The following is an 18,571-nucleotide window of genomic DNA, read 5'->3' as shown; positions in this document are numbered from 1 at the left end:
TATGACAATCCAGGCAGAGTTGGCGGCAATAAAAACAAAAGCCGAGATGAACAACACGCGTGAGATGCAACAACTGGCGTTTTCCTGCATCGACCTGACCACCCTGAATGCAACCGATACTATCAGTCATGTGAAAGCATTTACCGACCGGGTAAATGATTTTGCAAACGACTACCCCACCTTGCAAAATGTGGCTGCCATTTGCGTTTACCCCAACATGGTGCGCACGGTAAAAGAAAAACTGAAAGTCGAAGAAGTTGCCATTGCCGCTGTGGCCGGAGGGTTCCCATCATCCATGACGTTTATTGAAACGAAAGTGAAGGAAGCTCAGATGGCCGTTGAACGCGGAGCCGGCGAAATCGACATGGTGCTTCCGCTGTGGGCTTTTCTGGAAGGTGATAAACTGATCTGCCGCGAAGAAGTATCCACCATCAAAAAAGCTATCGACGGTGCCCACCTGAAAGTAATCCTGGAAACCGGAGCCTTGGCCACCCCTGAAAGGATTCATCACGCCTCGATGCTGGCGATGGAATCCGGCGCCGACTTTATCAAAACCTCTACCGGCAAGATGAACCCGGCGGCAACTCCCGAAGCGGCCATCGTCATGTGTCACGCCATCAAGGAGTTTTGGATAAAAACCGGAAAGCAAATCGGATTTAAACCGGCCGGGGGAATTTCCACCACCCCCGAGGCCATGTTGTACCTGTCAATCGTGAAAGAAATCCTGGGAGAAGAATGGCTCACCCCCAAACTTTTCCGTATTGGAGCCAGCCGACTGGCCAATAACCTGTTGGGAAACTTACTGGGCGATGAAATAAAATATTTTTAGCGCGTTAGTCCGGGGTCTGGCCGGATAGCCTAAAAAATAAGAACGTCCAATTCCTATGTTGTAAAAAATCCTCCGTAGGTTATTGCGTGGCGGTTTGCTACCTTTAATAAGGCAGAAAAACTAACCGTATGAAAAGCAACCTCTACACCCACGCAAACCACCAGGATAAGAACCTGCTTATCCTGTGTGAATTTTTGGAAGGCGCCCTGGAATCCGTTCGTTTTTCCATGCGGCACCTGATCGGACAAAGACAAAAGCTGGTATTTGTACAGGCTTTTCAAAAACCCCATTTCGGGCAACCCTTGCTAAACGACTTTACCTGTGTGCTGGAACAGTTTGCAAATAAAGAACTACTACAGTTGAAACAGAAAGCTATCCATACCTTCAATCTGGATGAAGAACAGATTACCCTTTGCCCTTTCGAAGGAAACTGGCGTTCATTCATGCAATACAAGCAGGCAGCTTTCAATCCGGGTCTGGCCATTTTCAGTTTAAAAGATGCATTTCCGGGCGCGGGTTCCAACCTGGCCCGCAAAGCCCGGAAACTGGTTATCAGAGCAAATGTTCCCATGCTTTTTTTACCTGAAAGAATTAAGCAGGGCCCGTTTCAAAAAGTACTTTACCTGGCTGATGCAGAAAACCTCTCGCCCGAGAAAATTCAATTCATTGCGCAATTCCCGATTCTCGACAAAAAAGCTTCAGTTGAACTTCACGTTATCGGGACAATAACAACAGCTGATATCGCGGAACGTGTCCGTGTTTTTTCCAGCGCCTGTCCTTTCCCGGTGCTTTGGTCCGGGAATCGAACAAGTCAAGGAGAGTTAAAATGGCTGGCCTCGCCCGCTGCATCAGACCTCGTTGTGATCGACCAAAAGTTGACAACCTCCTTCATGCTTCGAAAAGAGATTAGTCTGAAGAATTGGTTCGGCAACAAATCCGAACTTCCGGTGTTTATTCTGTGAGAATAAATTACAACAGGCAAAAATATTGCTACAGATGATTCAATTCATCCATGAAACGTGGTTATTGTCACCCAAACACAATCAAAAGCAAATTTTTCGCCCAGTTGCTTTTAATGCCAAATTATCAAAACCTAAAAACAATTGAAAAAATCGATGTTCAAAACAGGTTTGCGAGCTAAAATTATTATTTTTGAGCCTAGCGGTAGTAAACATTACCTGTTAAATACCGGCAACACCTAATGTTCAACAGCATCCAAGGATCTGATTTTGAACCACTTTGTCAACAACGATCGTTCTTATTAGTTCAAAACAAGCATGTGCTGATTACCGAGCAATTTGAACACTTGGTATTTTGTCCCGACACGGGATGATACGTTAATATTGGCAGTTCTGAAAACTAAATAATTCGTACAGATATGAACACAAAGATTAAAGAATTAACAGAGAATATTTACAACGAAGGTGTTGCCAAAGCCCGCGCCGAAGCCGATAAGATACTTGCAGAAGCACGTGCAGAAGCCGAAAAGACCACCACCGAGGCCAACGAAAAAGCGACAGCCATGTTGTCGGAAGCCAAAAGCGAATCAGAAAAAATCTATACTTCACTGAAAGCGGAGTTGCAGGCTATTTCGGACCAGGTTATCGAAATTACCAAACAAAATGTTACCAACTTGGTCACGGCACATTCATCCGCTAAAATTGCCAAAGAAATTACCAGCGATCCGAAATTCATTAAAGACCTGGTTTTGGAAATTGCACGTACCTGGAGCGAAGCCGACGGTCAGGAGCACCACCTGGATATTTTAGTTCCCGAAACCATGTACAGCAAATTGGAGCCACTATTTAAGGCTGCCGCATCAGAAGTAATGGGTGCTAAATTAGTGATCAAGCCGGTTGCCGAGTTAAAACAAGGTTTTCAACTGGTGAAGGACAGCGACAGTTTTAAAATTTCTTTTACCGACGAAGAATTCAAAACCTTCTTCATGTCGCTGATGAAGCCTAAAGTGAAAGACTTCCTGTTTAACACCGAAAAATAATGAACGTTTACTACAGTTTTATTTCCGGACTTCCCGACCTGGAATTCAATCCCGAAGCCAATTTCCTGCTTCCGGACAAATTTCTGGCTACCCTGGACGAAATACTTCCCCCCGACGAGTTGGCCCTGGCCAATGCGTTGAGTTTTCCGAAGTACCACCGGGAAATTACCGCCTTTGTGAGCGGCCAGGCCAAGGAAGGAGAACTGCTGCCGGGGTTTACAGGCGAGGTCTTTCATTCGGCCAGCGAGCGTTTTGCTGAACTGCCAAACTATTTGCAACACTTGGTTACCTGGAAAGAAAACCACCGGGGAGAGGCCCCCGAAGTACTGGTCGCCCATAAACTGCAGCAATACTACTATTCCTATTTACACACTTCGGGCAACCTGTTTTTGCAGGAATGGGCCGAACTGGAATTGAACCGGCTGAACTTCCTGGCCGCCCACCGCAGCGAAAAGCTGACCGATGAAAAAAAGCAACAACTGATAAAAGGAAATAGCTACCACGATTTGCTGGTGGAATACCCGTTGAACCAAAAAATTGTGCGCACCGAATTTTGGGCCGCCGAGAAACTGGAACACATTTTATCCAAAACCAACTACCTCGAACGGGAACAGGACTTCGACCGGCTTCGCTGGAATGCCATTGACGAGATTAACCGTTTCGAGTATTTCACGGTAAACGTCATTCTTGGATATTACCAAAAACTGCTGTTGCTCGAACGTTGGAAACAGGTGCTCAGCCCGGAAAGCCCGGTGGATCCTGTCGCGATGGCAGAAAAAATGATGCAGGAAAAACAACTTTAAAAAATCAGGAAATTGCCGGTAACGCAACCCGTTTTCGGCCTGAAATAATTTCGACAGAATATGGAAAATATTACGATCATCAGTAAAGGAAAAGTAACAGCCATCGTGGGTAACCTGGTTGAGGCTGTTTCCGACGGACCGCTGATCCAGAACGGGATATGCTTCTTTCAGCAAAACGGCAAGGAAATCATGGGTGAAGTCATCAAAACCGAAGGGAGCAAAGCCTTTGCCCAGGTTTTTGAAACGACCCGCGGTTTCAAAACCGGCATGGATGTCAATTTCTCCGGATCCATGCTGGAAGTCCACCTGGGACCAGGCATGCTTACCCGCAATTATGACGGTCTTCAAAACGACCTGGACAAAATGAAGGGTGTTTTCCTGGAACCGGGCGCCCGCACTTATCCGCTCGATGAAGAGTCGGTCTGGCAATTCACCCCCCTGGTAAAAACAGGCGATCCGGTATCTGCCGGCGACTGGTTGGGCGAAGTTCCCGAATATCACATTCACCATAAAATTATGGTGCCTTTCAAGTTTGAAGGCGATTACGACGTGAGCTGGATTGCCAAAAGCGGCGAATACAAATTAACCGATACCATTGCCCGGCTGACCGATAGCGCCGGTCAGGAGAAAGCGGTTAGCATGGTGCAAACCTGGCCGGTAAAAATGCCCATCCCCGGCTACCGCGAAAAACTTCGTCCCGGAAAATTATTCGAAACCGGCGTCCGGGTAATCGATACGATGAACCCCATTCTGGAAGGAGGTACCGGATTTATTCCTGGTCCGTTCGGTAGCGGAAAGACCGTTCTTCAGCACGCCCTGGCCAAACAGGCTGCTGCCGAGGTGGTGATTATTGCCGCCTGTGGGGAGCGCGCCAACGAGGTAGTCGAAATCTTCACCGAGTTCCCGCACCTGGACGACCCGCGTACAGGCCGCAAACTGGTGGAACGAACCGTGATCATTGCCAATACCTCCAACATGCCGGTTGCGGCCCGCGAAGCTTCGGTTTACACGGCCATGACCATTGCCGAATATTACCGTTCGATGGGTTTGCGCACCTTGCTGCTGGCCGACTCAACCTCACGCTGGGCTCAAGCTTTGCGCGAAATGTCGAACCGGATGGAAGAACTTCCCGGGCCGGACGCATTCCCCATGGACCTTTCGGCCATCATCGCCAGCTACTACTCAAGAGCCGGCTACGCCCTGCTGAACAACGGGAAAAGCGGCTCCATCACCTTCATCGGAACAGTATCGCCCGCAGGAGGTAACCTTCTTGAACCGGTTACCGAAGCTACCAAAAAGGTGGCCCGTTGCTTCTTCGCCTTATCGCAAAACCGTGCCGACAGCAAACGCTACCCGGCCATCGACCCGATCGACAGTTATTCGAAATACCTCGAATACGACGAATACATCACCTTCGCCGCCCGCGAAATTGGCGAAAATTGGATCAACAAAATCGACTTTGTCAAAAACTACCTGATCCGCGGACAGGAGGTGAACGAACAGATCAACATCCTGGGTGATGACGGTGTGCCGGTGGCCTACCACGAAGTATTCTGGAAAGCCGAACTGATTGACTTTGCCATTTTGCAGCAGGACGCTTTTGATGCCATTGACAGCAACACACCACTGAAACGACAGAAATACATGCTGGAAAAAGTGATTGAGGTGGTAGAAACCGAGTTTGGTTTTGACGACTTTAACGAAGTACGCGACTATTTCAAGAAAATCATCAACCTGTTTAAACAGATGAACTACAGCGAGTTTAAATCAGACAAGTTTGAAGGGTACGAAAGACAGTTGCAGGAAATGATCCTTGAAAAAACGGCCGTATCCTGAAACAGGTACCGCCGGTTCAAGCAAATTGCGTGACAACATACAGAAGTTCAATTTATTAATTCCGATATTTTTCTCATGTCCCATAACCGGTATTCAAGCCGGATACCAAATCAAACTGAGAAATGATATTTTATAAAATTTTAAACGTATGAAAGCGAGGGCATTCCAAAAAATATATTGCCGATTGACTAACATCACCAAGGCAACCTGTACGCTGGAAGCAACCAATATTGGTTACGAAGAGATGGCCTATGTGCAGGGGCGTGCGGCACAGGTGGTGAAAATCGCCGGAAATAAAGTCACTTTACAGGTATTTGAGGGCACCGAAGGATTGCGCAACGATACCGACATTATCTTCACGGGAAGAGCTCCCTGGCTGCCGTTGAGCGATCACATGACCGGGCGTTTTTTCGATGCTTTCGGCCACCCCATTGATGGGTTGCCGGCGGTGGAAGGACGCGAATTCCCGATTGGCGGGCCCTCCGTCAACCCGGTACGGCGCCGACAACCCAGCGAGCTGATCGCAACAGGTATTGCCGGCATCGACCTGAACAACACGCTGGTGTCGGGTCAGAAAATTCCCTTCTTCACCGACCCCGACCAACCTTACAACCAAGTACTGGCACTGATCGCCCTGCGCGCCAAAGTGGACAAAATCATCCTGGGCGGAATGGGCCTCACCCGCGACGATTATTTGTTTTTCAAGCACACTTTTGAGCAAGGATACGGGCAGTCTAAAATCGTTGGCTTCATCAACACTACCGACAAATCGCCGGTTGAACGTTTGCTGATTCCCGACATGGCACTGGCTACAGCCGAATATTTTGCAGTTGAGAAGAACGAGAAAGTATTGGTGCTGTTGACCGACATGACACAATATGCCAACGCCTTGAGCATCGTGTCCAACCGTATGGACCAAATTCCATCGAAAGACAGCATGCCTGGCTCACTGTACAGCGACCTGGCCAAAATTTACGAAAAAGCGGTGCAGTTCCCGGATGGCGGCAACATCACCATTCTGGCCGTTACCACCCTTTCCGGTGGCGACATCACCCATGCTATTCCCGACAACACCGGTTATATCACGGAAGGGCAGCTTTTCCTGCGCCGTTCGCCGGATGTCAACAAGGTCATCATCGACCCGTTCCGGAGCCTTTCTCGCCTGAAACAGTTGGTAATCGGGAAAGTGACCCGCAAAGACCACCCGCAGGTAATGAACGCCGCGATCCGCTTGTATGCCGATGCCGCCAACTCGAAAACCAAACTCGAAAACGGATTTGAACTGTCGGATTACGACCGCCGCGTATTGCGTTTTGCCGAAGATTACTCACGGAACATCCTGGCCATTGATGTGAACCTGGAAACCCATGAAATGCTCGACGAAACCTGGATGCTTTTCAGCAAATACATGACCAAGGACGAAGTGGGCATCAAGCAGGAATTTGTTGACCTGCACTGGAAAGAACTGCAACCGGCCTAAACGATCCGGTGTCAACAGAACACCTTTGGGTAAGCTGACAGAAAAAAACGAAAAATGAAGTTACAGATAAAATATAACAAAACCGTACTGCGCGAATTCCAGAAAAAACTGGCCATTCGTCAAAAGGCGCTGCCCACCTTGAAAAACAAGGAAGCCGCCTTGCGCGCCATGGTTTTTGAAACCCGCCGGGAACTGGAAGAAGCCACAATGGCTTACCGGAACGTGCTCAAGCAAACGGAACCCTGGAAGGTTTTGTGGAATGAGTTTGATTTTTCGCTGTTGAAAGTCCTTCAAATCAAGGTTAGTAAGAACAAGGTGGCCGGAATTCTGATTCCCCGTTTCGAAGGCGTGGAAACCGAGCGGCAGGAATTTGCCTTAACGGCCGTACCCGACTGGTTTAGCGACGGTTTGCCCGAAATGCAGACCCTGCTGGAAGCAATGGCGCAATGCCGCGTCCAGGAAGAACGGCTGGCACTGCTTGAAGATGCCAGGAAAAAAGCGACACAAAAGGTGAACCTGTACGAAAAAGTGCAGATCCCTTCGCTCGAAGCGGCCATCCGCCAAATTAAACGCTACCTGGAAGATGAAGACAACTTGTCGAAAGCAGCGCAAAAATTATTGAAGACGAAAATGCAAAAAACCGAACAGCCATGATTGTACCCATGATGAAATACGGCTTTGCCGTGCATCATACTGCCTACCGGCAATTTCTTGACGATTTGCAAGAACTGGGAGTGGTGCATGTTGGCAAAGGCAGCGAAAAAAACGCAACCGGCGAAACGGCGGCATTGCAGGGAGAAGCAGCCCGCATCCGGCAAACTACCGAACTGCTGAAACACTACCGGAAGGAAGGTCAGGAGGTGGTGCCTTGTGACCATACAGTTGCAGAAATTATTGAGCAAACCCAACTGGTACTGAAAAGGCTGGAGGGCGCTGAAGCGGAGCTGGAACAACTAAAAAAGAAAGCTGCAGAACGCCAGGTTTGGGGCGACTACTCCAACGATATTTTGGAAAAGCTGAAAGAAGCCGGAATAAAGATCGACTTTTATTCGGTGCCGGTGAAAAAATGGAACCCCGAGTGGTTGGAACAATACCCCATTGAAATTGTCAAACGTTGCGACAAAGAGGTGAAATTTATCACCATTGGCTACGAAGGTGAACCATTTGACGGGATTCGGCTGGAAAAGTTATCGAAGCACACTGCTAAAGAACTGCTCCGTCAGGCTGCTGGCCTGGAACACGAAATCAGCGAAATCCTGAAAAAACTGGACGCCATGGGGACCAATGGCATACCGGTGATGCAGGAACGCCTGGCGGCAATCGAACTCCGGCTGGAATGGCTGGATGTTTGGAACAACCAAACTTCGGAAATTGGCGAAGGCACCCTGCACCTGTTGGAAGGTTGGGTACCCGTTACAGAGCAGGAAAAATTGAAAGCGTATCTGGAAAAGAACCACATTTTCTATCTGGAAGCCACCGCCGAGCCAGGCGAGCAACCGCCCATCCAGCTAACCAACAATAAATTTGGAAGGCTGTTCGAACCCATTTCCAAGCTGTTTTCGCTACCGGCCTATGCCGAGCTGGACCTGACGATTTATTTTGCACCGTTCTTTATGTTGTTTTTTGGTTTTTGTTTGGGCGATGCAGGCTACGGCCTGGTTTTGTTGCTCGGATCAACCATCTATAAACGGTATGCAGGAGCATCGGTAAAACCCTACCTAACCTTGGGACAGCTTTTTGGCGCCTCTACCCTGATCATGGGATTGATTTTCGGCACCTTCTTCGGCATTGAACTGGCCAAGCAAGATGCCCTGGGCGTATTAAAAGAAATGTTCCTGGACAGTTCTCAGGTATTCACGCTGTCGTTGATTGTCGGCGCTGTTCAGATCCTGTTCGGGATTATCATCCGGGTCAAAAACCAGCTTCGGAGGGAATATCCTTTACAGGCGCTCAGCTCGGTAGGCTGGCTGCTGCTGTTCTTCACCATTGGCTTGTTTAGTTTCTTTCTGAAAGATCAGGAACTGTCCTCACTGCTTAATATCGTTAAAAATGTGTTTTATGCGGCTTCCATTCTGATGATCCTGCTGTTCTCGGGCACGGGCCCCATTCATCTCCGTCTGATTGGCGGATTGTGGGAAATGTACAACACCGTTACCGGTATTTTCGGCGACCTGTTGTCGTACATTCGTCTGTTTGCACTCGGAATTGCCAGTTCCATCCTCGGCCTGGTAATCAATCAAATGGCAGCATCATTTGGAAGCGGTAAATATATTGGCCCGGTCATTTTCATCCTGATCATTGTGATTGGGCACACGGCCAACCTGGCCATTTCATCGTTGGGGGCATTTGTGCACCCCATGCGTTTGACCTTTGTGGAATTTTATAAGAATGCCGGGTTTCAGGGTGGTGGTAAACCCTACAAACCCTTTTCGAAACAACAAAATAATTTATCATCAACTTAATAACGGAAATTATGGATTTGGCTTATGTATTAGTTTACGTGGGACTGGCGGTAATGGTCTTGCTTTCTGGAATCGGAAGTGCCATTGGAGTGTCAAAAGGAGGTAACGCCACAATTGGTGCACTTAAAAAACGTGAAGATGCTTTTGGTAGCTACATGTTGCTGAGTGCGCTGCCCGGTACACAAGGGCTGTATGGTTTTGCCGGATTTTTTGTGATGAACCTGAAACTACAAACACTGGAATCGGTGACCATGTTGCATGGGGCTGCCTTCCTGGGAGCCGGTTTGGCCCTTGGAATGGTGGCATTGTATTCGGCCATTCAGCAGGGAAACATCACTGCCAACGGTATTGCCGGGATCAGCTCCGGGTACGATGTGTTCGGTAAAACCATGATTCTTGCAGTATTCCCCGAATTATACGCGATCGTGGCATTTGCCGTAACCTTCCTGATCAGTAACTCCATCTAATCAGGATCGTTTACCTCGCAGGCATCTTCCCTGGTTCCTAAAAACGGAATAACAAAAAGCCTGACCTGATCCCGAAAACGGGTAACATTCAGGTCAGGCTTTTTTTGGCCAGCGCTGTGCTGACTATCAGAAACGCTGAAGGACCAACTATTTCACCGGGTTATTTTCTGCGCGTAGTCACGTAATTGACCAGCTCCACCAAGGCATTCCGGGCATCGTTTTCAGGGAATTCGAGGAGTTTGGAAATCGCCTGATCGCGGTAGTGGTTCATTTGAGCCGTGGCATATTCCAGCCCGCCGCGCTCCACCACCAGGTTTACCAGTTCCTGCACCTTGGCCGTGTTTTTATGCTTCTTCTTCACTTCGTGCAAAATGCGGCGTTTTTCCTTCTCATCGGCCTTGCCAAGCACATAGAGTAGCGGAAGTGTAATTTTCTTCTCTTTGATGTCGTTTCCGGTAGGTTTGCCCAAAATCCCTTTGGCCTGGTAATCAAAAATGTCATCCTTAATCTGGAAAGCAATTCCCGCATAAATGCCGATTTCAAACATGCGCTCAATCACGTCCTGGTCCGTGGTAACCGACGCGGCGCCAATAGCCAGGCTGGTCGCAATCAGCGAGGCCGTTTTCTTGCGGATGATTTCGAAATAGGTATCGTGGTCGATATCCAGCTTCCGGCTCTTGCGCATTTGCAGGATTTCGCCCTCGCTCATATCTTTCACCGAACGGCTGATCAGCTGCAAAAACTGGTAATTTTGGTTGTCAATATTGATAAGCAGCCCTTTTGCCAGGATGTAGTCGCCCACCAGCACCGCCAGTTTGTTCTTCCAAAGCGCGTTGATGGAGAAACTCCCGCGCCGTTCGTACGACTCGTCCACTACATCGTCGTGCACCAGGGTGGCCGTGTGCAATAACTCGATGGAAGAGGCGGCCATATAAGTGGTTTCGTTAAATCCCCCGTTCATTTTGGCCGCAAGGAACACGAACATCGGCCGCATTTGCTTCCCCTTTTTCCGCAAAATATAGTTGATGATGACCGAAAGCAGCGGAATGTCGCTTTGGATGGTCGTTTTGAAATAATCTTCAAACTCGTTTAGTTCCTTCGAAATGGGAGCCTTTATCGTATCTGCTGACGCCATGCGTTATTCTTTCAGTTCCGGAATATCGGGATTAACACACTGTCCCGTTTTTCCTTCGTCCAAAAATAATAAAATATGCGGTTTTTTGAAGGTGGATGTCGCTCGTAGGAATGATTAAGGGGAAAAGATGATTTATTTTGAAGGTCAGCTGTTTTTCGTTCCGGCTACCTTGCTTTAAATTCATTTAAAATAGAGCAGATATCCTGTATTTTGTTTTTAGAAGGAATCAAATATTTATATATTTGCATCTATCTTAGAAGATTAGCTATGATACAAATACAAGAATTAGATGCAGACCGTTTGGATATGGCTGCAAACATGCTGAAAGCCATTGCCCATCCGATGCGAATTGCAATCCTAAAACATCTGGAAGGCGGTAAAAAACTGACCGTCACCGAAATCCACGAGTTGCTGGGCATTGAGCAATCCACTACTTCGCACCATTTGGGTATTTTGAAAGACAAAGGGGTGCTTTGCTCACGTCGCGAAGGGAAAAACACATTCTACTACCTGAAGCACGATGTGTTGAGCCAGATTGTAGATTGTCTGCACCGCTGTACCTGCGGAGAATAAGAACCTGTACTAAAATTACCATACCGAAAGGCCGGCGAAATCGCCGGCTTTTTTCGTTTATTGTGCGGAAGTTTATACTTTCGGGGAACTTCTGTTGACGTACCTTCGTTTACGGAATGTTTTACTTCCTGTAACCGTTAAATAGAACCAGATCATGTCTGCAAACAACAACCAAGATAAACGCCTGTTTCTGCTCGATGCCTACGCGCTGATTTACCGCTCGTACTTCGCCTTCATCAAAAACCCGCGGTACAACTCCAAGGGGTTGAACACCTCGGCCATGTTGGGATTTACCAACACGCTGGAGCAATTGCTGAACAAGGAAAACCCGACTCATCTGGCAGTGGTGTTCGATGTGCACGCGCCAACGTTCAGGCACGAAATGTACGAAGCCTACAAGGCCACCCGCGAAGAGATGCCCGAGGATTTACGCAAAGCCATCCCATGGGTTCGGAAAATCATCGAAGCGTACCATATTCCTATTCTGGAAAAAGAGGGGTTTGAAGCGGATGATGTGATCGGGACCCTGGCCAAGAAAGCCGAAAAGGAAGGTTACCAGACCTACATGATGACCCCGGATAAAGATTACGCGCAACTGGTTTCCGAAAACATTTTCATGTACAAACCCGGACGCGGGGGCAATGAGGTGGAGATTTGGGGAATCCCCGAGGTGCAGGAAAACTTTGAGGTGCAAACGCCCGACCAGGTGATCGACATCCTGGCCCTGATGGGCGACACGGCCGACAACATTCCGGGCTGTCCGGGGGTTGGCCCAAAAACCGCCATGAAACTGATTTCGGCCTACCATTCGGTGGATGGGCTGTACGAGCATATCGACGAGCTGAAAGGCAAGCAAAAGGAAAACCTGGTAGAGCACGAAGCCCAGGTACGCCTTTCGCGCAAGCTGGCCGAGATCATTCAGGATGTACCGGTTGAATTCGACGAAAGCAAGTTGGTGATGGACGAGCCCAACTGGCAAAAGCTTCAGGAAATCTTCAACGAACTGGAATTCCGCAGCCTTTCGCAAAAGCTGGCGCCGCCACAGCCACAGGTGCAACAGCAACTCAGTTTTGAACAAGGAACGTTGTTTGGCGAAGCCCAACCGGCAGCAACCGCCCCAACCCGGCGCGACGACCTGGCCCATATTGAAAACACACCCCACGAATATTACCTGGTAGAAAACGCCATGCAACGCGCCAGCCTGCGCGCGGAACTTTCGGTACAGGAAGAATTTTGTTTTGACACGGAAACCACCGGACTCGACACCCATACGGCCGAGCTGGTATGCCTCTCCTTTTCGTTCCGCAAAGGCGAAGCGTATTGCGTGACCCTCCCCGAAAACCGGGAAGAGGCGCTCCGTGTGGTGCAGGAATTCCGCTTGGTGTTTGGCGACGAAAACATCCGCAAAGTGGGGCAAAACATCAAGTACGACATCCTGATGCTGAAGCAATACGACGTGGAGGTGAATGGCACGCTGTACGACACCATGATTGCCCACTACCTGATTCAGCCCGAATTGCGGCACAACCTGGATTATTTGTGTGAAACTTATTTGGGCTACCAAAAAGTGGAAACCGTGAGCCTGCTCGGCAAAAAAGGCAAAAGCCAGCTCACCATGCGTCAGGTGCCGTTGGAACAAATGAAGGAATATGCCTGCGAAGATGCCGACCTCACCCTGCAACTGAAACAGGTGATCGACCCTGAGCTGGACAAAACCGGGGTGCGCCCGGTATTCGAGGAAATTGAAATGCCCCTAATCCCCGTGCTGGCCGATATGGAAGCTACCGGTGTGAGCCTCAATACACGTGAACTGGACGCCTACGCGAAAGTATTGCGCGAACAAATCGTGACGTTGGAACAGGAAATAAAAGAACTGGCCGGTGAGAAATTCAACCTCTCTTCTCCCAAACAGTTGGGCCCCATTCTTTTCGAAAAACTGAAAATCGACACGAACGCGAAAAAAACCAAGACCAAGCAATATTCCACCTCCGAAGAAGTGCTGGCCAAGTTGGTGGACAAGCACCCGATTGTAGGCAAAATCCTCGAATTCCGCGGACTGAAAAAATTGCTGTCAACATACGTGGAGGCACTGCCCCAGCTCGTTGATGCCAAAACCGGAAAGATACACACCTCCTACAACCAGGCCATTGCAGCCACCGGCCGGCTGAGCTCTACCAATCCGAACCTGCAGAACATCCCGATCCGCGACGAAAACGGGCGCGAAATCCGGAAAGCTTTCACGGCATCCGACGAGAACCACCTGTTCCTGTCGGCTGACTACTCGCAAATTGAACTGCGCATCATGGCGGCCCTGAGCAAGGATCCGCACATGCTCGAAGCTTTCCGCAACAACCAGGATATTCATGCCATCACGGCCTCAAAAATTTACAAAGTACCGTTGGAAGAGGTGACTTCCGACATGCGGCGCAAGGCCAAAACCGCCAACTTCGGTATCATTTACGGCATCTCGGCCTTTGGGCTGTCCGACCGGCTAAATATTTCGCGCAGCGAGGCCAAAGAACTCATCGATGGCTATTTCGAGAACTTCAGCCGGGTGAAACAATACATGGACGAGTGCATCAAAGTGGCCCGCGACCACGGCTATGTAGAAACCATCAAAGGACGCCGCCGCTACCTGAACGACATTAACTCGGCCAATGCGGTGGTGCGCGGCGTGGCCGAGCGGAACGCCATCAACGCGCCCATCCAGGGATCGGCGGCCGATATCATCAAACTGGCCATGATCAACATCTGGAACGAACTGCGCCAGCGGAAACTGCAGGCAAAAATGCTTCTGCAGGTACACGACGAATTGAACTTCGATGTACCGAAAGAAGAGCTGGATGAAGTGAAACAAATCGTGAAAGAACAGATGGAGGGCGCTGTGGATATTGGCCTGCCGCTGACGATTGAAATGAATGCAGCCCCTAACTGGCTGGAGGCGCACTAATCATCAGAAAACCGGAAACAATCTTGCCGGAACAATCTGCTTTAACGCAGAAACAATATTCACTGTGGAATATCTCATCTGCAACAGGGAAGATCTTTCCGGCAACAGGGAATATTTCTTCGGCAAAGGAGCAGATCAAATATTCGGTGGTGCAGATTAAAGGAGCAAGGCCGCAGCTTGTTGCTGCCACGTCGAATATTGAACCGGCAAGCCTGCCGAAAACAAAAGCAACGACGAAGATCTATCCGGCTGATACGAAAAAAGCAGGACCCATATAGTGGACCCTGCTTTTTCAACTAAAAAACTCAACTATTTCACCCCTGATTTCCCCAGAATATATTCCAGCGGGCAGAATTTGGTGAAGGATGACTGGAGTAAATTTAACCCGACAAAGGCGGTAAAAAACAACCAGTTTAGATTCACCCAAACTGCCAGGGCAATGCTGGCCAGCACAAAGGCGCCGGCCACAGCGCGAATAATCCGTTCTCTCATATTATCAGTTACTTTTCGGTTACACATATTTTTCTACGCCTACGATGTAGGCATTCATCGGGCTGATGGCTTCCACACCGTGATTGAACTCGTCAATCCGCTGCAACAATTCGTTGGCCTTATCCTCGGCCAAAAAGGTAAACGAAACCATATAGTTGTAGGGGTTTTTGCGCGACCCGAACCAGTTGGAAAAGTCGGAATCCCCGTCAACATTTTTCATAAAGCCTTCCACGTCCATTTCACTGTAGGTATTGATTTTTATCGATTTAAAAATCTGCTCCAGCTCATGATGGTAGGCTTTCACGCATTGAATAATCACAAACTTCATCATTGTTCGTCGGTTTTAGGTTCTTGATTTGTGTTGTATTTTTTCTTCTCGGTCATGTAATAAATCAGCGGTACAATTACCAGCGTGAGGAAGGTTGAAGCAATGGTCCCGCCCATCAGCGAGATGGCCAGCCCTTGGAAAATGGGGTCGAACAGGATGACTACGGCGCCAATAACCACCGTACCGGCCGTCAGCAAAATAGGTGTGGTACGCACAGCGCCAGCCTCAATCACAGCCTCCTTCAGCGGGATGCCGTCAGCGAGCCGCAGGTTCACAAAGTCGATCAGCAGGATCGAGTTTCGGACCATGATCCCGGCCAGGGCAATCAAACCGATCATAGACGTAGCAGTAAAGAAGGCTCCCATCATCCAGTGCCCCACCAGAATACCCACCAGCGACAACGGAATGGCAATCATCATCACGAAAGGCACCTTGAAGTTCTGGAACCAGCCGATGATGAGCATGTAAATAACCAGCAGCACCACGGCAAACGCGGTTCCCAGATCGCGGAACACCTCGTAGGTAATTTGCCATTCGCCATCCCATTTCAAGCTGTAATTGTCTTGCGAAAATGGTTGTTGCGTGTATTCCTCACTAAGTTGAAAACCTTCGGGAAGCTGAATGTTTTTCAGTTGCTCAGACATATCGAGAATACCGTAAACCGGGCTTTCCAGTTTACCGGCCACATCGGCGGTAACATACACCACGCGTTTCTGGTTTTTCCGGTAGATGCTCTTGTCCTGCATGGTTTCGTCAATTTCCACCACATCGCCCAAGGCAACCGGTTGTCCCATCCGGCTCATGATGCTGATTTTCTTCAGCTCGTTCAAGCCCGAACGGTCTTTCTCGTTGTAGCGCAGCATAATGCCCACCTGTTCGTGTTCGTTTTCCTGGTACAACTTGGCCGGTTCGTAACCGCCCAGCGCCATTTGCACACTTTGCAAAATTTGTTGGGTTGAAAGGCCCAGCAAGGCAGCTTTTTCCTTATCCACGTTGAAGCGGTACTCTGTCTGGTCGTCTTCCATGTGCCAGTCGATGTCCACCACATCGGTGGTTTGGGCAAAAATGCCTTTCACCTGACGGGCAATATCTTTTTGCTGTTCGTAATCGGGTCCATATACCTCGGCCACCAGCGTTGACATTACCGGCGGGCCGGGGGGCACTTCCACCACTTTGACATTGGCGTTGTATTTTTTGCCCAGTTCCTGCAAATGCGGGCGCATGGCTTTGGCCAAGTCGTGGCTTTGCAGCTTGCGGTCGCCTTTGTCGGTAAGGTTCACCTGAATATCAGCCACATTCGATCCCTGGCGCAAGTCGTAATGGCGCACCAAGCCATTAAAGTTCATCGGCGAAGCCGTTCCCACGTAGGTTTGGTAATTCATCACGTTTTCCTGCTGCGCCACAAAAGCGGCCAGCTCTTTGGTTACGGCGGCCGTACGTTCCAAAGTGGTTCCCTCCGGCATGTCGATAATCACCTGGAATTCATTCTTATTATCAAAAGGAAGCATCTTAACGGCCACCTGTTTGAAATACACCAGGGTCATGGAAGCCAGCAACAAGACGGTTACACTGCCAATAAATACCCAGCGTCTCCAGGCCGACTCCAGCATGGGGCTGATGGTTTTCGAATACAGTTTATAAATGATGGAGTCTTCCATGCGGAATTCTTTCTCGTCGCCTTTGTCGTCGTGGCGCAACAAACGGTAAGCCAGGTAGGGAGTGATGGTGAGGGCCACCAGCAGCGAAAAGATCATGGCGATGGAAGCGCCAATGGGCATCGGGCTCATGTAGGGGCCCATCAGCCCGGTAACAAACACCATGGGCAACACTGCCGCAATCACCGTGAAGGTGGCCAGGATGGTTGGGTTACCGACCTCGTCGATCGAACGGATGGCTGCCTGAATGAACGGCAATTTCTTCATTTTAAAGTGCCGGTGCATGTTTTCGGCAATAATGATGGAGTCGTCCACCACGATACCGGTCACAAATACCAGAGCAAACAGGGTAATCCGGTTCAGCGTGTAATCCAGAAAATAGTAGCTGAACATGGTGAGCGCGAAAGTGATCGGTACCGAAAGGAATACTACCAGACCACCGCGCCAGCCCATAGCCAGCATCACCACAAAGGTCACCGAAATGATGGCCATGGCCAGGTGCATCAGCAGTTCCGACACTTTGTGCGAAGCTGTTTCCCCGTAGTTGCGGGTCACTTCAATATGCACATCTTCGGGGATCAGGTCTTTTTCAAGGATGTTGATTTTCCGGAGGATTTCATCCGAAACCTTCATGGCATCGGCCCCGCGGCGTTTGGCCACCGAAATGGTCACAGCCGGACATTCACCGGGAGAATCGGCCCTGCGCTCATCCATTTTGGCAAAACCGAATTCCACGTATTGGGTCGGCTCCTGCGGGCCATCCAGTATTTCGGCCACCTGTTTCAGATACACCGGGCTGCCGTTATGCACACCGATCACCAGGTTGGCCACATCTTCGGCTGTTTTCAGGAAATCTCCGGCTTCAACCAAATATTCCGTATCGTTTTTATTGAAAGCGCCGGTGTTGAATTGTCCGTTGGCCATCTGGATACTTTGGGCAATGCTGAGAGCGTCCACCCGGAACCCGGCCATCTGCTCGTTGTTCAGCACCACGCGTACCTGGCGCGAACGACCGCCGATAATTTTGGTTGCCGAAACATCCGTTACCTGTTCTATTTCGTTGTTTACTTCCTGGGCAATCCGTTTCAGGTCGTAATCGTCGTACGTTTTACTCCAGAAGGTCAACCCCAGCACCGGCACATCGTCAATCGACCGGGTTTTGATCAGGGGCATGCTTGTTCCCTGGGGCATCTCGTCCATGTGCTTCATGATTTCGTTGTACATTTTCACCAACGAACGCTCAATGTCCTCACCCACGTAATATTGGACGATCAGCATAGCCTGGCCGGGCATGGAGGTGGAATATACATATTCGACGCCCGGAATGTTGGAGATCACTTTTTCGAGCGGCTGTACAATGCGCGACTCCACTTCTTTGGGGCTGGCCCCGGGATAACGGAGAAAAATGTCGGCAATGGGAACGTCAATCTGAGGTTCTTCTTCCCTCGGTGTTAGATAAGAGCTGTACATCCCGATGGCCAAAAAGGCGATCATGAGCAGGGGCGTCAGCTTGGAGTTCATAAATTGTTTGGCGATACCGCCGGCAAATCCTGTCTTCATGT

Annotated in this window: 16 protein-coding genes; 12 read left to right on the top strand and 4 right to left on the bottom strand. The window is 49.4% G+C overall.

Annotated elements, in window-relative coordinates; genetic code table 11:
• Nucleotide 1: 1 nt before the first annotated feature.
• The 9 genes from deoC to N2K84_RS12055 all read left to right on the top strand — a co-directional run bounded on the left by deoC (nucleotide 2) and on the right by N2K84_RS12055 (nucleotide 9,876).
• A complete protein-coding gene (deoC, locus tag N2K84_RS12095) occupies nucleotides 2-829 on the top strand; it encodes a deoxyribose-phosphate aldolase (protein WP_282592078.1) in 828 nt (275 codons plus the stop codon).
• A gap of 128 nt (nucleotides 830-957) precedes the next feature.
• Complete coding sequence (locus tag N2K84_RS12090; protein WP_282592077.1) at nucleotides 958-1,791, top strand: hypothetical protein; 834 nt, start codon at nucleotides 958-960, stop codon at nucleotides 1,789-1,791.
• 416 nt (nucleotides 1,792-2,207) lie between these two features.
• Nucleotides 2,208-2,828: a hypothetical protein gene (locus N2K84_RS12085; protein WP_282592076.1), complete on the top strand. Its 621-nt coding sequence runs from the start codon at nucleotides 2,208-2,210 to the stop codon at nucleotides 2,826-2,828.
• Nucleotides 2,828-3,631, top strand: a complete 804-nt coding sequence (locus N2K84_RS12080; RefSeq protein ID WP_282592075.1) for a DUF2764 family protein — start codon at nucleotides 2,828-2,830, stop codon at nucleotides 3,629-3,631. The genes N2K84_RS12085 and N2K84_RS12080 overlap by 1 nt, the downstream gene beginning before the upstream one ends.
• Nucleotides 3,632-3,691: 60 nt before the next feature.
• Nucleotides 3,692-5,467: a V-type ATP synthase subunit A gene (locus N2K84_RS12075; protein ID WP_282592074.1), complete on the top strand. Its 1,776-nt coding sequence runs from the start codon at nucleotides 3,692-3,694 to the stop codon at nucleotides 5,465-5,467.
• Nucleotides 5,468-5,615: 148 nt separating this feature from the next.
• The gene (locus N2K84_RS12070) at nucleotides 5,616-6,947 is read left to right on the top strand and encodes a V-type ATP synthase subunit B (protein WP_282592073.1); all 1,332 of its coding nucleotides are present in this window, start codon (nucleotides 5,616-5,618) and stop codon (nucleotides 6,945-6,947) included.
• A 54-nt stretch (nucleotides 6,948-7,001) separates the two neighbouring features.
• Nucleotides 7,002-7,601: a V-type ATP synthase subunit D gene (locus N2K84_RS12065; protein ID WP_282592072.1), complete on the top strand. Its 600-nt coding sequence runs from the start codon at nucleotides 7,002-7,004 to the stop codon at nucleotides 7,599-7,601.
• Entirely contained in the window at nucleotides 7,598-9,409 is a 1,812-nt protein-coding gene (locus N2K84_RS12060; RefSeq protein ID WP_282592071.1) for a V-type ATP synthase subunit I, read from the top strand. Before N2K84_RS12065 ends, N2K84_RS12060 begins: the two co-directional genes overlap by 4 nt.
• A gap of 11 nt (nucleotides 9,410-9,420) precedes the next feature.
• Nucleotides 9,421-9,876 (top strand): V-type ATP synthase subunit K, encoded by a 456-nt coding sequence (locus N2K84_RS12055; RefSeq protein ID WP_282592070.1) that lies wholly within the window; start codon nucleotides 9,421-9,423, stop codon nucleotides 9,874-9,876.
• Nucleotides 9,877-10,036: 160 nt separating this feature from the next.
• Here the strand turns inward: N2K84_RS12055 and N2K84_RS12050 are convergent, their stop codons facing one another.
• Nucleotides 10,037-11,011, bottom strand: a complete 975-nt coding sequence (locus tag N2K84_RS12050) for a polyprenyl synthetase family protein (protein ID WP_282592069.1) — start codon at nucleotides 11,009-11,011, stop codon at nucleotides 10,037-10,039.
• A gap of 267 nt (nucleotides 11,012-11,278) precedes the next feature.
• Here N2K84_RS12050 and N2K84_RS12045 point away from each other — a divergent pair, with 267 nt between their 5' ends.
• From N2K84_RS12045 to N2K84_RS12035, 3 genes are all read left to right on the top strand, one after another.
• A complete protein-coding gene (locus N2K84_RS12045) occupies nucleotides 11,279-11,584 on the top strand; it encodes an ArsR/SmtB family transcription factor (RefSeq protein ID WP_282592068.1) in 306 nt (101 codons plus the stop codon).
• 154 nt (nucleotides 11,585-11,738) lie between these two features.
• Nucleotides 11,739-14,534: a DNA polymerase I gene (polA, locus tag N2K84_RS12040; protein ID WP_282592067.1), complete on the top strand. Its 2,796-nt coding sequence runs from the start codon at nucleotides 11,739-11,741 to the stop codon at nucleotides 14,532-14,534.
• A 23-nt stretch (nucleotides 14,535-14,557) separates the two neighbouring features.
• Nucleotides 14,558-14,812: a hypothetical protein gene (locus tag N2K84_RS12035; protein WP_282592066.1), complete on the top strand. Its 255-nt coding sequence runs from the start codon at nucleotides 14,558-14,560 to the stop codon at nucleotides 14,810-14,812.
• A gap of 31 nt (nucleotides 14,813-14,843) precedes the next feature.
• Here the strand turns inward: N2K84_RS12035 and N2K84_RS12030 are convergent, their stop codons facing one another.
• The 3 genes from N2K84_RS12030 to N2K84_RS12020 are packed head-to-tail and all read right to left on the bottom strand — an operon-like array spanning nucleotide 14,844 to nucleotide 18,569.
• Nucleotides 14,844-15,026 (bottom strand): YgaP family membrane protein, encoded by a 183-nt coding sequence (locus tag N2K84_RS12030; protein ID WP_282592065.1) that lies wholly within the window; start codon nucleotides 15,024-15,026, stop codon nucleotides 14,844-14,846.
• Between the two features lie 19 nt (nucleotides 15,027-15,045).
• Entirely contained in the window at nucleotides 15,046-15,357 is a 312-nt protein-coding gene (locus N2K84_RS12025; RefSeq protein ID WP_282592064.1) for a hypothetical protein, read from the bottom strand.
• Complete coding sequence (locus N2K84_RS12020; RefSeq protein ID WP_282592063.1) at nucleotides 15,354-18,569, bottom strand: efflux RND transporter permease subunit; 3,216 nt, start codon at nucleotides 18,567-18,569, stop codon at nucleotides 15,354-15,356. The genes N2K84_RS12025 and N2K84_RS12020 overlap by 4 nt, the downstream gene beginning before the upstream one ends.
• Nucleotides 18,570-18,571 lie beyond the last annotated feature (2 nt).

It is taken from the genome of Gaoshiqia sediminis (assembly GCF_025907915.1).
Classification (GTDB): domain Bacteria; phylum Bacteroidota; class Bacteroidia; order Bacteroidales; family Prolixibacteraceae; genus Gaoshiqia; species Gaoshiqia sediminis.
Note: the sequence above shows the minus strand (reverse complement) of the source record. Positions and strands in the feature narration are given on the sequence as shown.